We start from the raw sequence: 15875 nt of genomic DNA on the forward strand, positions 1-15875 counted from the left end.
TTACCCGCGAAGTGGTCGGTACAGGCAACACATCACCCGGCAGACAGTTCCTCGACACTGATCTCGCGCATGCGGAACTTCTGCACCTTGCCGGTCACCGTCATCGGGAACTCATCGACAAAGCGGAAGTACCGGGGCACCTTGAAGTGCGCAATCCGCGCCTTCGCCCACTCGCGCAGTTCCTCCGCGCTGGCCGTATGCCCCGGGTGCAGCCGCACCCAGGCCACGATCTCTTCGCCATACTTGCTGCACGGCACGCCAATCACCTGCACATCGGCCACCGCCGGATGGGTGAAGAAGAACTCCTCCAGTTCGCGCGGGTAGATGTTCTCGCCGCCGCGAATGATCATGTCCTTGCTGCGCCCGACAATGCGCACATAGCCCTGCTCATCCATCACCGCCAGGTCGCCGGTGTGCATCCAGCCTTCTTCATCGATGCTTTCGGCCGTGGCCTTGGGGTTGTTCCAGTAGCCCAGCATCACGCTGTAACCCCGCGTGCACAGCTCGCCGATCTCGCCACGCGGCACGGTGTTGCCGTCAGCATCGATCACCTTGTTCTCCAGCCGCGGCTGGGTACGCCCGACGCTGGTCACGCGGCGCTCCAGGTCGTCGCTGGCGCCGGTCTGCAACGACACCGGGCTGGTCTCGGTCATGCCGTAGGCAATCTGCACCTCGGCCATGTGCATCTCGCCGATAACCCGGCGCATCACTTCGATCGGGCAGGTGGCACCGGCCATGATCCCGGTGCGCAGGCTCGACAGGTCGAACTCGCCACGCTGCGGGTGGTCCAGTTCGGCGATGAACATGGTCGGCACGCCATACAACGCAGTGGCCTTTTCTTCCGCCACCGCACGCAGGGTGGCCAGCGGGTCGAAGGCGTCGTTGGGGTAGATCAGGGTGCTGCCGTGGGTCATGCAGCCGAGATTGGCCATGACCATGCCGAAGCAGTGGTACAACGGCACCGGTACCACCAGCCGGTCATGCTCGGTAAGGCCCAGGCTTTCACCGACCATGTAGCCGTTGTTGAGGATGTTGCTGTGGCTGAGGGTGGCGCCTTTGGGGAAACCGGTGGTGCCCGAGGTGTACTGGATGTTGATCGGGTCGTCGCCGCGCAATTGTGCCTGGCGCTCGGCCAAGGCTTCACGGCTGACGGCGTGCGCTCGGGCTTGCAGGTCGTGCCAGGCGAGGAAGCCCGGCGGTGGCGCGGCGGCCAGGCTGACCACGCCGCGCAGCTCGGGGAAGCGCTCGCAGATCAGGTTGCCCGGCTGGCCGCTGGCCAGGCCCGGGACCAGGCCCAGCAGCATGGCGTGGTAATCGGAGGTCTTGAATGCGTCGGCGCAGATCACCCAGCGGCAGCCGGACTGGCCAAGGGCGTAGTCCAGTTCGCTGGAGCGGTAGGCCGGGTTGATGTTGACCAGGATTGCGCCGACCTTGGCGCTGGCGAACTGGGTAATGCACCAATCTGCGCAGTTGGGCGCCCAGATGCCGAGGCGGTCACCGGGCTGCACGCCCAGCGCCATCAGCGCGCGGGCGTGCTGGTCGACGGCTGCGGCCAGTTGCCGCCAGCTGTAGCGCAGGGCCTGGTGGCGGACTACCAGGGCTTCGCGGTCGGGGAAGCGTGCGACGGTGGTGTCGAAGGCGTCGCCGATGCACTGGGTAAGCAGGGGTTTGTCCTGATTGCCCTGGGAGTAGCTTGGCTGGGGCATGGGCGGTCTCTTGTTGTTCTTGTGTTGATTGAGCGGGCCTCTTCGCGGTAAACCCGCTCCCACAGGGACCGCACCACATTCAGCCCCTGTGGAGCTCCTTGTGGGAGCGGGTTTACCCGCGAAGAAAGCAACACCGGTTTAACGGATGAACACCTGCGGCGTGGTGGTGGACATGTCGCCACCCGGCAACTTGATGTTCTTCACCTTCTCCAGCGTATCCGGGTTGAACACCGCCAGGTCGTTGAAGGTGCCACCCAGGTACAACTTGTCGCCCTTCTTGTCGAAGGCCACGCAGTAGTAAGTGTGGTCCAGATTCGCCGCCTTGATCAGCTTGCGCTGTTTGAGGTCGTACTTGGCCAGGCGGTTGAGCACGCCGTAGATCTGGTTCGGGTCTTTCGGCGAAACCAGCCCGGTGAAGTACAGCTCGGTCAGGTCGGCGAACTCCTGGGTGTGAGTCTTGCCGGTCTTCAGGTCGACGCTCAGGTAGCCATACAGCAGCTCGGCGGTGGCCGGGTCCTGCTTGTCATCCTTGAACCTGGCAATGGTGTACAGCATCGAGAACTCGTGGCGCGGGCTCTGGTGCGGCCAGAAATACAGCACGTCCGGGGCGCTGTAGCCTTTACGGTTCCAGTTGCGCAGCGGCAAGGCTACCGTGTACTTGCCGGTCTTCACGTCCATCTTGTAGATGTCCGGCCCGGCGACGTACAGGCTGCCATCGTCCGCCGCACGCATCAGGTACACCTGGCGCGGCATCGGGAAGGTGCGTACCGGCTTGGCCTCAAGGCCATCGGCGGTGCTGAACACCTCCAGCCGTGGTGGCTTGACCACGTAGTGGTCGTTCAGGCGCTGGGTCGGGTTGACCGTGGCGTACACCTCCTTGCCGTCCGGGCTGATGGCGAACGAGTACATCGACCGGCCCACCTCACCCGGCACGCTGGACAGGTTGGCGTGGAAGGTATTCTTGCAGGTGTCCAGGTCGATGCCGTAGATGTCGCCGTAGTGGTTGTTGAGCACGTAGGCGGTGCGGTTGTCCGGCGCCATCATCGCGGTGCCGGGGCCGAACTTGTCGGGCATGACGCAGCTCTTGTACACCGTGTCACTGGCCACATCGACCACGTGCAGGTTGTTCGGGTAGTTGGTCACGATCATGTATTCGTGGCCAGCCTTCAGCGCCGGCCCGGTGTCGGCGGCCTGTACCAGCCCGGCGCAGGCCGTGGCGGCGATGGTGAGCGCGAGTGACGCGCAGCGTCCAGCTTTCATGCGGTTTCCCCTTGTCGTTCTTGTTGGGCCGGTCACTTGTCTTTCGGGAACACGGTGCCGAGGTTGCGCCAGTCTTCGGCGGAGTTGCTCGCCTGGGCGTTCCAGTCCTGATAGGTGCTCATCATGTCCGGCACCTGGGCCGGCCACCAGCAAGGGTCGGAGCAGCCATACAGGTCGGCCTCCATCGGCTGGCACAGCGAACTCACGCCACCAAAGGCGTCCACTTCCCAGCCCGGGTCGGTGGTGGCGGTGCAGCCTGCCACCGCGCTCATGGCCATGACTTCTTCGACGCGGTCTTCGGCGGCGGCCTGCTCGAGGATGCGCGCCTTGTTGTTCAGGGGCTTCAAGTGCTTCATGTCAGTGCGCCTTCCGCGGGGTGATGTAGCGATCGATGAAGGCCGGGTTGGCGGCCATGATGCGGCTGTAGACTTCAATGCCAAAGTCGACCCAGTCGCGCATCAGTTCGCAATAGTGGTAGGTCGGGTGCTGCGGGTCGCCGTAGCGGGCATAGCTTTCGTGGTAGCAGCCACCGGAGCACAGGTTGCGGATGCGGCAGCTGTCGCAGCCGGTGTTGCTGCGGTCCAGGCGCTGCGACAGGAAGTCGTTGAGCTGTGCCTGCTTCACGCCCTGGTGCACGTTGCCGAAGGTCGGCAGGCTGGAGCCGGTGAAGCGGTGGCACAGGTTCAGCTCGCCCTCGTGGTCCACTGCCAGCATCTTCAGCCCGGCACCGCACGGCAGGGCCTTCTTGTGGCCTTCGTGGATGTCGGTGATCAACTGGTGCAGGTTGGAGAAGCCGATGTTGCGGTGCTCCAGCGCAGCCTCCAGGTAGCGTCGGCCCAGCGCCTTCATGTTGGCGAACACCTGCACCAGTTCTTCGCCGGTAAGGTTGAAGTTGGCCATGTCGCCGGAGGTAACCGGGGCAAAACCGACTTCAGCGAAGCCCAGCTCGTTGAACAGGTGGTTCCAGATGGTCTCGACGTCGGTGATGCCACGGGTCAGCGTGACCCGCGCCCCCACCGGGCGGCTGTGGTAGCGCGACAGCAGCATGTCGACCTTGCGCCGCACCACGTCATAGGTGCCCTGCCCGCCCACGGTGATGCGGTTGCGGTCGTGCACGGTCTTGGGGCCGTCGATGCTGATCGACAGGCCGAAACGGTGGGCGTTGAGCCAGTCGATGATCTCTTCGGTGAGCAGCGTGGCATTGGTGGTCATGATGAACTCCACCTGCTTGCCCGCCTCGGCGAAGCGCCGCTCGCAGTAGGCAACCATGTGCTCGATCAGCGGCCGGTTGGACAGCGGCTCGCCACCGAAGAACACCACGCTGTAGCGCTCCTCGTCGGGCGACTCCTTGAGCAGCATCTCCACCGAGGCTTCAGCGGTGGCGGTGCTCATCTTCTTGCCTGCGGACGGCTTGTCCAGGTCTTCCTTGTAGCAGTAGGTGCAGCTGAGGTTACAGCCGGTGTTGACGTTGAGCACCACGGTGTTCAGCGCAGTGCGCTCGACCTGCTTGAGGGCGATTTCAGGGGTCAGCGGCGAGCCGTCGCTGACCAGTTCCAGCGCGATCAGTTCGCGCAGGGTGTCCTGGATATCGTCGCCGGCAAACTGCTGGCCAAGGCGCTGCATCAGCTCCTCGGCCGAGCAGCCTTGCTGGCGCAGGGTGTCGATGATGCCGCCGGTCACCGCGTCGGCGGTGAACAGCGAACTGCTGGGGATATGGAACAGCATCCGGTCGGCATCGACCTGCACTTCATGCAGGTTGCGTTCGACCAGGTTCAGTAGTGCGCCCATGGCGACCTCCCGATAATCGATCCGTTGGAAAACCGTAAGCCCCCTGCCGTTACGGCAGCGGCGGGTTGTTCCAGCGCTGAACGGTGACGATCATGTGCCCTTCGCCCGTCTGGCCACCGTCGGCCAGGGTGGCGATGACCTTCAGGTTGCCAGCGTTGTTGGTCATCATCTTGCGCTCGGGGTTGGGGCCAGCGCCGCCGGGCACGAACACGCCATCAGCCTGCATCTTCCCGGCGAACTTGACGTCTTCGTCCTCGACCGCACGCTCGTTGAACGGCTCGACCTTCCAGCTGGCCGGCAGGTAGCCGATGCGCAGCGGCTGGCCATTGGCGTCCTTGCCCCAGGCTTCGGCCTCGAAACGGCCCTGCACCTTGGGCACCGAGGCGCCGTTTTCGCCGATGCGGGCGATGGAGAATGCCGGCACCACCTTCACTTCCTCGACCTTGTCGTAGACCGCCAGGTTGACGCCCTTGAGCGCACCTACGGCGACTTCGCGCTGGCCAGGCTTGGCATCGGCTGCAGCGCGGGCCTTCACCCGTACCAGGGTCGGGGTCTGCTCCAGTACTTCGGTCACCTCCACACCAGCGCCCAGGTCCGGTTTGCCGGCCAGGCCGCTGCCGACCAGGGTGATTTCGCTTTCGCCACCGACCTTGATGAATGCCGGCTGTACCGCCAGCAGGCGCGCCTTGCCCTCCTTCACTGCAGTGAAGTCCAGGCCACGCTCATCGTGGTCGGCCTCGAACATGCGGCCCTTCATTTCGCCATCCAGCGCGGCGAACACCTGGCGCAGGTTGGCGTCGCCGACCTTGACGTTGCCACGCCATTCATAGCCGTTGTAGAGGATCGCCGAGCCACTGCCATTGAACGGTGTGCCGTCGGCATAAGCGCCCTTGACCTCGACCTTGAAGGTGTCGCCCTGGTCAGGCGTGACACTCATCACCCCGCGCACATCGCCCTTGGCCAGCATGTGGCCGCTGAATGCCCACTGGCCCGGCAGCGCATCGGCCTTGGGCCTGGCCTTCTGCCATTCCGCCCACGCCGCGCTTTCCAGCGGGTAGCGCTTGGCAAGGTCGGGCACCACTTGCTGCAGGGCGATCGGCAACCAGTCGCGGTCACGCGCCTGGGCCTGGTATTCGAGGGATGGCCACTGGCCGAGATGGAAGTTGACCAGGTGCTCCCATTCCTTGGCCGGGCGCCGCTGCAAGGCGACACGGGCACCGGAGTGGCAACGGCCACAGGTTTCGCTGAGCCGGGTGTCGAACTGCTCGACGGTGTTCAGCCGGCGCTCCATGGCATAACGCACGCCATCGGTTTCGCTGGGCGCCAGGCCCTGCTTGTCGGCCAGGTACTTGACCAGGGTGCGGCGGTCATCGTCGCTGATCTGCAGGCCGTGCATCACCTGCATGCGGGCGATGCTCATCAGCCAGCCTTCCGGGGTCTTGCGCTGGTGGCTGATACGGCTGTAGGTGTCGTTGCCTTCGGGGATATGGCACCCCATGCACTTGTTCTGCAACAGGCTCGGGCCCTGCTCGGCCGCCATGGCCTGGGTGCTCAGCAGCGCGGCGGCGACCAGCGCCAGTTTGCCCGCATGCCGCCGGAGTCGAGTCGTCTTCAAGGTCAGACCTCCACGGTTGTTGTTCTTATCGTTGTCGCACGCTTTGGTACAGCAGGTGTGCATGTGACAGTTGCGATACAGGAACTGTGCCAGGTGCTGTAAAAATGTTTCCTTTCAAGCTTTTAGCTGGTTTTCCGGGCTTTGCTGCCAGCAGAGATGGCCAATTGCAGCGTGCCATTTCGCGACAGGGTGTTTCATCCTGAGACAGGGGCCTGCTGCGCAGGCCTTCGCGGGCTTGCCCGCTCCTACAGGTATCGCATCGGCCCTAGGCATTGCACATTCCCTGTGGGAGCGGGCGTGCCCGCGAAGAGGCCGGAACAGCCACTGTTTCACCACCGTCTCACAGCGTCTCAATGTGCAACAGCGCAACCCTGCAATCCCGACCTTGCACCAGGACAAAACCCAACCCGTTCAACGGCTTGCGGCCATCTGCCGACCTTGGCACGCCCATTGCGCCTGTGCCCGTCACATCCAATGACAAGAGGCACCGTCCCATGCTTTCCGAACTGCCCATCCTGCCCGCCACCCGCGCCTTTCTCGAACGCAAGCTGAAGATGCGCATCGGCGCCGACTGGCAGGACGCCGCCAGCGGTCGCACCCTGTCGTTCCGCAACCCGGCCACTGGCGAGGTGCTGGGTGAAGTGCCCGCCGCCGAGGCCGAAGATGTCGACCGCGCGGTGCGTGCCGCACGCCAGGCCTTCGATGATTCGCCGTGGAGCCGCCTGCGCCCGCGCGAACGGCAGAACCTGTTGTGGCGCCTGGCCGACCTGATGGAGCGCGACGCCCGCCAACTGGCCGAGCTGGAATGCCTGAACAACGGCAAGAGCGCCACCGTGGCCCAGGTGATGGACGTGCAACTGGCCATCGACTTCCTGCGCTACATGGCCGGCTGGGCCACCAAGATCGAAGGTAGCACCGTTGAAGCTTCGATGCCGTTGATGCCCAACGACCAGTTCCACGGCTTCGTCCGCCGCGAGGCAGTAGGTGTGGTCGGTGCCATCGTCGCCTGGAACTTCCCGTTGCTGCTGGCCTGCTGGAAGCTCGGCCCGGCCCTGGCTACCGGCTGCACGGTGGTGCTCAAGCCCGCTGACGAAACACCGCTGAGCGTGCTCAAGCTGGCTGAGCTGGTGGACGAAGCCGGCTACCCGGCTGGTGTGTTCAACGTGGTCACCGGCACCGGCCTGAACGCCGGCGCCGCGCTCAGCCGCCACCCTGGCGTGGACAAACTGACCTTCACCGGCTCCACCGAGGTCGGCAAGCTGATCGGCAAGGCGGCCATGGACAACATGACCCGCGTCACCCTGGAGCTCGGCGGCAAGTCGCCGACTATCGTCATGCCCGACGCCAACCTGCAGGAAGCCGCCGCCGGCGCGGCCACGGCGATCTTCTTCAACCAGGGCCAGGTGTGCTGCGCAGGCTCGCGGCTGTATGTGCACCGCAAGCATTTCGACAATGTGGTGGCCGACATCGCCGGCATCGCCAACGGCATGAAGCTGGGCAGCGGCCTGGACCCGGCGGTGCAGATGGGCCCGCTGATCTCGGCCAAGCAGCAGGACCGCGTCACCGGCTACATCGAGCTTGGCCGCGAGCTGGGCGCGACCATCGCCTGCGGTGGCGAGGGCTTCGGGCCGGGCTACTTCGTCAAGCCGACGGTGATCGTCGATGTCGACCAGCGCCACCGCCTGGTGCAGGAAGAGATCTTCGGGCCGGTGCTGGTGGCAATGCCGTTCGATGACATCGACGAAGTGATTGGCATGGCCAACGACACCCCCTATGGCTTGGGTGCGAGTATCTGGTCCAACGACCTGGCCGCCGTGCACCGGATGATCCCGCGCATCAAGTCGGGGTCGGTGTGGGTCAACTGCCACAGCGCCCTCGACCCTGCCTTGCCGTTTGGCGGCTACAAGATGTCCGGCGTCGGCCGTGAGATGGGGGCCGCTGCCATCGAGCACTACACCGAGCTGAAGTCGGTGTTGATCAAGCTCTGATCTTCAGCCTGTACCGGCCCTTTCGCGGGTGAACCCGCTCCCACAGGATCACCACAAGCCTGAACATTATGAGGTCCCTGTGGGAGCGGGTTCACCCGCGAAGAGGCCGGTACAGGCAACCCCGAAAACAACAACAAAAACATGGAGCACACCATGAGGCACACTCTCGCCTGCACATTGGCCCTGCTGTTCGCCGCCCCCGTCACCCAGGCCTACGAGCTGTACAACCACGACGGCACCACCCTCAACGCCGACCTCGAAGCCCTGTTCGGCGCCTTCCACAGCGACGAAAGCTTCAACCTGGCCGGCAACCGCAAGCCCGGCAGCACCGCCTGGCAGGAAGGCTACGTCAAGTACGGCCTCAGCGGCAGCCAGGCCCTGGCCGACAGCGGCGCGCTCTACGGCGCCTTCAACCTGCTCAGCTCCGCTACCTGGGGCGATGGCGACGCCGCCGGCCTGACCCTGGGTGACGAGCGCCGCACCGCCGTCGAAGACCTGTACCTGGGCTGGCGCTCGGCCAACCTGTTCCCGGCCCTGGGTGAAGACGGCGTGGACATTTCCGGCGGCCGCCAAGTGGTGACCCTGGGCGACGGTTTCCTGATCCAGGGCGACCCGGTGAACCTGGGCAAGGTCGACCTGGGCGCCAACTTCGACCGCGGCGGCGCCTACTACCTGGCCGCACGCAAGGCCTTCGACCGCACGGCCGTGCTGCGCCTGGGCGGCAAGCAAGGCTGGCGCAGCGACCTGATGTGGCTGAAGTCCGACAACCACTACCAGGCCGACACCTCGCTGGCGGTGGCCAACCTGGAACACGTCACCGACGCCGGCACCGTGGGCCTGAGCTGGATCCGCGGCCTCGACGTGGACCAGCGCTACGCGCAGATCATGGGCCTGGAACACCGCGACGGCATGGACACCGCCAGCTTGCGCGGGCGTGGCAACCTGGGGGTGAAAGACCTGGAGCTGGCCGCCGAGTACGTGACCCAGGACAAAACCGGCGGGCGGGAGAACGCCTGGTACCTGGAGGGCAACTGGACCTTCTCCGAACTGCCCTGGTCACCCACCGCCACCTACCGCTACAGCCGTTTTTCCGAGGATTTCGACCCGCTGTTCTATGGCCTGAGCCGTGGCTATGGCACCTGGTTCCAGGGTGAAGTGGCGGCCAACTATGCCGGGCCGTTCAACAGCAACAGCCAGGTGCACCATGTGGCGCTCAAGGGCAAACCACGGGACAACCTGACCGTGGGCGCACTGTATTTCGACTTCGATACGCTGGACACCGACCAGGGCAACCTGGGCGGGCGGGAGCTGGACCTGTATGTAGAATGGATGGTCAACGACCACCTGTTGATCAGCCCGCTGGTAGGGTTCTACAAACCGGAGCGCAGTGCGGCCGATGGCGGCACGCAGCTGGGTGGGCGGGATGCCGGGACCTACATGCAGTTGATCGTCGGGACTTTCTTCTGATTCGAGATCCCGGGGCTGCTGCGCAGCCCATCGCGACACAAGGCCGCTCCCACAGGTACAGCGCTGCCCTCAAGGTTTGCGTTAACCTGTGGGAGCGGCCTTGTGTCGCGAAAGGGCCGCAAAGCGGCCCCGGCAATCTCAAGCCAGGCCCTGCTCCAACAACCACCGCCGCACCATTCTCTGCTGCTCCCCCGACAGGCCAGACACCACTGCCTCAAGAGGCCGACCAGCCTGCAACTCCAGCACCACCGGCGCCAGCTCCACCCCCTGCAAATGCCAAACCCCCAACGGCTGATCCGCCGTCACCACCACCTCGGCCGCATCCACCAGCCCGTCACGCAACACCGGCCGCCGCTCGACCCTCACCGCGCGCCAGTCCGCCGCCACGTGCAATGCCTGCATGTCCGGCCACCCCTGCCGCCGCGCCCAGAACGGCTGCCCCACCCGCCCCTGCTCCTGTCCATAGAAATCGCGCCCGATCCGGGCAAAGCGCAAAAACAGCTGCTCGATCCGCTGCTGGTGAAACTGCCGCGCCACCCCTGCCCGCTCGGGCCTGCGCAGCAAGGTATTGATCACCACCGGCGCCTGCAACGCCGAAGACAGCGACTGGAAGATCCCGTTGCCCGACAGCGGGTCAACGGCCATCGCGGCATCGCCCACGCGTATCCAGTCCTGCCCGACGCACTCACCGGCCAGAATCGCGGTGCTGCTGCGCGCATGCACCTGTGCCGGTACCAACGCCTGGGCATCGAACAGCTCGGCCACCAGTGCACTGCGAGCACGCCGTGCCGCACAGAAGTCCGCCAACCCGGCCTTGCCCGGCAGCCCGGCGGCGTCCAGGGTGACTTGCCAGTAGCAGCGGCCATCTTCCAGGCGCGCCATCCACGCCCAACCATCCTCCAGGCTCTCCACCGCCGACGCTGGCGCACCAGGGTTGGCCTGCCAGACATTCAGCAAGCTGACCGTCTCCGGCCCGCGCAGGCGATCTGCGGCAAGCGGGGCCTGGCGGCCTCGGGCTTCGACCAGGAAATCGGCCTGCAGTACCTGCCCATCGTCCAGGCGAACAAGATGACCGCCCTCGTGCGCGACCTCGCGTACCCGCCCCTCGATCACGCTCACACCCGCCCGCTGAAGGTCGTCGCGCAGCGCCCGATCAAAACGTTGCCGGTCGAGCAGAAACTCCTGGTTCAGTTGCAGTTGCTGGCCGTTCCAGTGCACCTGCCGAGTGGCCGGTATGGCCGCCTGGCTCAAGGCACCTCCAAGCCCCGCATGACGCAAGCCTTCAAGCACCCGTTGCGATACCCCCTCGACCGCCGCGAACCGGCGCCACTCGGACACCACCGTGACCGCGTAACCCAGCCGCCGCAGGCCAATGGCCGTGGCCGCCCCCGCAGGGCCTGCCCCCAGCACCACAATGCGCGGTTCAGCCATGGCCGGCACCTCGTCGCTCGGGGCCGGCAAACGCCGCGTGGTGGCGCAACCAGTCATGCACCTGCTGGCAGTCCATGCCTGGCGCCTCACGCAACAACGCCGCAATCCTGCCGCTCAAGGCCGCGCACCCCAGGCTCGCGCCCGCCCTGTCGCCCGTCCCCACATAACCGCCAAAGTCTGCCTGTCGGCTACCCAGCCAAGACCACTGGCCCGGCGCGCACCGGGCATCGCCGGTGACCCGGATCACCCCGGGGTAGTTGGCCGGATACACTGGCCCGCCCTGGGCCGGGCTGGACGCGCACAACAGCACACCCGCGGCCAAAGCCTCGGCGCAGGCCTGGTGCAACACAGGCCGGTCCTGCTGCAGGCCAAGGCTGAGGTTGACCAGCGTAGCCCCCGCCTCCACCAGCCACAGCAGCGCGGCCGCCACCTGCAAGGCGCTGGTGCTGGCCTGGGCGCTGAACACCTGGGCCAGCAGCACGGGCACCGGCCCGGCCTCCCGCTGCAAGCCGGCGAGCACCGCGCTACCGTGCCCAAGCTGGTCGGGCAGCATTTCACCTTCGCGCAGCTGGCCGTCCTCCAGCCAGAAGCGACGCGCGCCCAGCAAGGCGCTGGCCTGCTCCGGCGAGCAGCCACTGTCGATGACACCAACGCGCAAGTCAGTGCCCATGCTTGATCACCTCCCTGGGCAGCACCTGCAACTGGCCATCGTGCAGCTGCAGGTGCAGGTCGGCATCGGCCAGAGTCGAAGCACGGTGGCTGATCAGGATGCGCGTGCGGCCGGCGAATAGCTGGTCGATGGCCGCAATCACTTCGCGCTCGGTGGCTTCGTCCACCGCCGAGGTGGCCTCGTCCAGCACCAGGATCGCCGGCGCCTGCAGCACTGCGCGGGCGATGGCAATGCGTTGTTTCTGCCCGCCGGACAGCTGCTGGCCGCGCTCGCCCAGCAGGCCGTCCAGGCCCAGCGGCAGGCTGTCGACCAGGCTGTCCAGCCGCGCCAGGCGCACCACCCGCTGCAGTTCCGCACGGCTGGCCTCGGGCACGCCGTAGGTCAGGTTCTGCGCCAGGGTGCCACGGAACAGCACGATATCCTGGCTGACCACCGCGATGCGCCGACGCAGCGCGGCCAGGTCCAGCTCGCGCAGGTCGGTGCCATCCAGCAGGATGCGCCCGGCGTCCGGGTCGTAGAAGCGCTGCAACAGGTCGATCAGGGTCGACTTGCCTACCCCCGAGGCACCGCTGATGGCTACCTTGAGGCCACCCGGCACGCACACCTGCACGTTGTTCAGCACCGCGCCCTGGCGCCCTTCATGGGCAAAGCTCACCCCTTCCAGACGCAATTCGCCCGGGCCATCGGGCATGGGCTGCGGGTTGACTGCAGGGCGCACAGCCACGGCCTCCTGCTTCAGTTCCATCACCCGCCCCAGGCTTACCGCCATGCGCTGCACCGCCACGTACAGGCCCAGCAGGCTCTGCACTGGCCCTACCGCCATGCCCATGTAGGTGGAAAAAGCGATCAGCGCCCCCAGTTGCCAGGTACCCTGGATCACCCACCAGCCGCCGACCAGAAACGCGCAGGCGCGGCACCATGAGGTCAGCGTGCCGGGAATGGCCTGGGTGAAGAATTCGGTCACCTGCACCTTGAGCAACTGGCGCATGTAGCCCTGGCCCAGCTGGTCCAGGCGCCCCGCCTCACGGCCTTGCTGGCCGGCGGCCTGGATGAACTTCATCGCTGGCAGGGTTTCGACCAGGAACGACGACACATCCGCCGAGCGTTCGCGCAGACTGCGTACTTCGCGCTCCACCTTGCGCCGCATCCAGCGCAACCACAGCACTTCGATCGGCACCAGTAGCGCCAGCAGCAGTGACAGTTGCCACGACAGCATCAGCATCAACACCACCGCGCCCACCAGGCCGATCACCGCCGACACCGCCGAAAACAGCGAATCCACGGCAAAGCGCTGGATTTCCGCCACATCGCCATCCAGCCGCGAAAGGATGTCACCGATGCGCCGCCGCCCGTAGAATGTCGGCGACAACTGCTGCAGGTGGCGGTACAGGTCATCGCGCAGGGCAAACAGGATGCGCCCCGACAAGCGCGTATGCAGGTAGCGGTTGACCCCGGCCAGCACGGTACCCAGCAGGCCCGCAGCGATCATGATTGCCGCCATGTGCCAGAGGGTCTGGTAGTCCTTGGCCAGCAGCCCCTCGTCGATCAGCGTCTTTACCAGCCAGGGTTGCGCCAGCGCCAGCAACGAGGCGCCCAGCGACAAACCGAGCAACAGGCCGATGGCGCGCCGATGGGGGCGTACGAAGCCATACAGCCAGGCCAACGCCTGGCGCATCAGTACAGGGTCGCTGGATTCCACCAGCCGGGCGAACAGGCCGCCCATGTCAGCCGCGCAACTGCTTTAGCTTGCGGTACAGCGTCGCCCGGCTGATACCCAGCGCCTCGGCCGCCGCGGACACGTTGCCCTGATGGCGCGCCAAGGCGCCACGGATCAGCTCCAGTTCGTTGTCCTTGAGGCTACCGGAGGGTGCCGTGCCGCTGGCCAGTTCGTCCAACAGGCAGTCGGTGAGGTGGTCGAGGGTCAACACCTGCTCACCGTCCTCGCGCATGGCCAGCGCCGTGCGCACGACCATTTCCAGCTGGCGGATGTTGCCCGGCCAGTCAAAGCCTTCGAGCAGCGCGGTCAGGGCCGGGTCCAGGGTCACGCCCCGGGCATCGGACTTGTCCAGCAGCCCCTGGATTATCGCCGCCAGGTCATCGCGCTCGCGCAGCGCCGGCAAGCGCAGCGACACACCGTTGACCCGGTAGTACAGGTCTTCGCGAAAGTGCTGTTCCTGCACCAGGCGCTTGAGGTCGCGGTGCGTGGCACAGATCAAGGCCACGTCGATGTCCTGCTCGTCGCCGGCGCCCAGCGGCGCTACACGGCGCTCCTGCAGTACCCGCAACAGGCGCGCCTGCAGCGCTAGCGGCATGTCGCCGATCTCATCGAGGAACAGCGTGCCACCATGCGCCTGCATCAGCCGTCCGACCATGCCACCCCGGCGCGAACCGGTGAACGCACCTTCACGGTAGCCGAACAGCTCGGACTCGATCAGCCCTTCGGGAATGGCCGCGCAGTTGACTGCCACAAACGGCTTGTCGGCTCGCGGGCTGGCCTGGTGCAGGGCTCGGGCGACGACCTCCTTGCCGGTACCGGTCTCGCCCAGCAGCAGCACCGGCAGGCCATTGCCCAGCCCCTGGCGGGCCATGCGCAGGTTGCGCGCCAGGCGCGGGTCACCACCGGCCAGGGCGTCGAGTGCCGGCGACTGCTTGCCCAGCGCCGGCTTGCTCACCGGCGTGCTGCCGTTGACCCGGCCATGGCGCGGCAGCTGCAGGGCGCGGAAGTAGAACTCGCCCTTGGCCGTTTGCACGCTGCTCACCCCGCCCTGCCACAGGCGCGCGATGAAGGCCGGTGAACGCTCACCCAGCAAGTCGCTGCTGCGCCGGCCCAACAGCTCATGGCGCGGCACCTGCAACAGCTGGCAGGCGCTGTCGTTGGCAGCCAGCACTTCACCGTCCAGGCTCAGCGCCAGCAGGCCATGCCAGGCGCTGTTGAGGTACTGCGGGCGGCTGTGGAAGGCCAGCACCAATTGCTCCGGGTGGCACAGGCCAAAAAGACGGCTTTCGATGTTGCCGGCGGCCAGCATCAGCGTCGACAGGCTGTCCTGTGGCTGCGCCATCACCCCTTCGCGGGTGATATCGAGCACACCGATCACTTCGCCGCGCGGGTCGCGCAGGGGCACGGAGGTGCAGGAGAACGGGCTGAGGCGGTCGAGGTAGTGTTCGCCGCAATTGATCAGCGTCGGCCGACCTTCCACCACGGCAGTGCCGATGGCGTTGGTGCCACGCAATGACTCGCTCCAGCAACTGCCCGGGTGCAGGTCGCGCAGGCCCTCGCGGCTGAGCACGTGGGTCTGGCCTTCGATGGCCAGCACGTTGGCCTGGGCATCGCCGAGGATGACGATGCCGGCCTTGCCCTGGCGCGCAACCAGGTAGTCCAGTTCGGGGGTAACGGCGTCGACCAGCAGGCGGTTGCGCTCCAGCAGCATGCGCAGGTCATGGCCCTGCTCCAGGCCCAGGCCGACCTGTTCACCTTGCAGGCAATCCAGGCCATGGCCCAGGCTGCGGCGCCAGGAAGCGTCAATCTCGTCGCGCAGCATGCCCAGCGGCAGCTCGCCTTCGCTGGCCAGTTTCAGACGGGCCTGGCGGGATTCGTGCAGCGGGTCGTGGGCGTTTGTTATTAGTTGTCGCGCCATTTTCTGCTCCGGCTGTGCCCCGCCAAGGTGGCGGGGAACGGGCTTGGGAATTTTCCGCAGTGTGCGGGAGAAATGGCTGGGCGTCATCTGGTTGATGGATTGGGGATGGCCGGGGTGTATGGCTTGGGTTTTGGGTAAGGGCCGAAATCGAGCGCCGCCCGCGCGGCGCTCGATCTCACAAGCGCCAAATCTCTACCGCCAAACACCTCGTAGTCCACCCCCGAACGCACGGCAAACAACGGCGGATGGCTGCACTCGCACGTGGAGAAACTGGAGGACGCCGTGGTGGCGCGTACAGAGGTGCCCCACGCATAG

At 66.0% G+C, this 15875-nt stretch carries 11 protein-coding genes; 2 read left to right on the plus strand and 9 right to left on the minus strand.

Going from position 1 to position 15875, the window contains the following annotated elements; all coding sequences use genetic code 11:
- Positions 1–32: 32 nt before the first annotated feature.
- The 5 genes from ACIQYU_RS12775 to peaA form a co-directional block, all read right to left on the minus strand.
- Positions 33–1706 (minus strand): fatty acid CoA ligase family protein, encoded by a 1674-nt coding sequence (locus tag ACIQYU_RS12775; RefSeq protein WP_233687661.1) that lies wholly within the window; start codon positions 1704–1706, stop codon positions 33–35.
- A 138-nt stretch (positions 1707–1844) separates the two neighbouring features.
- A complete protein-coding gene (gene peaD, locus ACIQYU_RS12780) occupies positions 1845–2966 on the minus strand; it encodes a quinohemoprotein amine dehydrogenase subunit beta (protein WP_063914252.1) in 1122 nt (373 codons plus the stop codon).
- Between the two features lie 32 nt (positions 2967–2998).
- Positions 2999–3322, minus strand: a complete 324-nt coding sequence (gene qhpC / locus ACIQYU_RS12785; protein WP_004375838.1) for a quinohemoprotein amine dehydrogenase subunit gamma — start codon at positions 3320–3322, stop codon at positions 2999–3001.
- A gap of 1 nt (position 3323) precedes the next feature.
- Entirely contained in the window at positions 3324–4754 is a 1431-nt protein-coding gene (peaB, locus tag ACIQYU_RS12790) for a quinohemoprotein amine dehydrogenase maturation protein (RefSeq protein ID WP_025339352.1), read from the minus strand.
- A 49-nt stretch (positions 4755–4803) separates the two neighbouring features.
- Entirely contained in the window at positions 4804–6369 is a 1566-nt protein-coding gene (peaA, locus tag ACIQYU_RS12795; protein ID WP_233687660.1) for a quinohemoprotein amine dehydrogenase subunit alpha, read from the minus strand.
- Positions 6370–6863: 494 nt separating this feature from the next.
- Between peaA and ACIQYU_RS12800 the strand changes: the two genes are divergently transcribed.
- Complete coding sequence (locus ACIQYU_RS12800; protein WP_402800173.1) at positions 6864–8357, plus strand: aldehyde dehydrogenase family protein; 1494 nt, start codon at positions 6864–6866, stop codon at positions 8355–8357.
- Positions 8358–8510: 153 nt separating this feature from the next.
- Positions 8511–9824, plus strand: a complete 1314-nt coding sequence (locus ACIQYU_RS12805) for a hypothetical protein (RefSeq protein ID WP_207838216.1) — start codon at positions 8511–8513, stop codon at positions 9822–9824.
- 138 nt (positions 9825–9962) lie between these two features.
- Here ACIQYU_RS12805 and ACIQYU_RS12810 read toward each other — a convergent pair whose 3' ends face one another.
- From ACIQYU_RS12810 to ACIQYU_RS12825, 4 genes are read right to left on the minus strand one after another with little or no spacing between them, the layout of a single operon-like run.
- Entirely contained in the window at positions 9963–11255 is a 1293-nt protein-coding gene (locus ACIQYU_RS12810) for an NAD(P)/FAD-dependent oxidoreductase (protein ID WP_233687657.1), read from the minus strand.
- Positions 11248–11925, minus strand: coding sequence for a peptidase S8 and S53 subtilisin kexin sedolisin (locus ACIQYU_RS12815; RefSeq protein ID WP_207833375.1), 678 nt, complete (start codon positions 11923–11925; stop codon positions 11248–11250). Before ACIQYU_RS12815 ends, ACIQYU_RS12810 begins: the two co-directional genes overlap by 8 nt.
- Positions 11915–13648 (minus strand): ABC transporter ATP-binding protein, encoded by a 1734-nt coding sequence (locus ACIQYU_RS12820; protein ID WP_233687655.1) that lies wholly within the window; start codon positions 13646–13648, stop codon positions 11915–11917. Before ACIQYU_RS12820 ends, ACIQYU_RS12815 begins: the two co-directional genes overlap by 11 nt.
- Position 13649: 1 nt before the next feature.
- Positions 13650–15560 (minus strand): sigma-54-dependent Fis family transcriptional regulator, encoded by a 1911-nt coding sequence (locus tag ACIQYU_RS12825; protein WP_063914257.1) that lies wholly within the window; start codon positions 15558–15560, stop codon positions 13650–13652.
- Between the last annotated feature and the right edge of the window lie 315 nt (positions 15561–15875).

The sequence above is a fragment of the Pseudomonas sp. NPDC096925 genome (assembly GCF_044762545.1).
Classification (GTDB): Bacteria; Pseudomonadota; Gammaproteobacteria; order Pseudomonadales; family Pseudomonadaceae; genus Aquipseudomonas.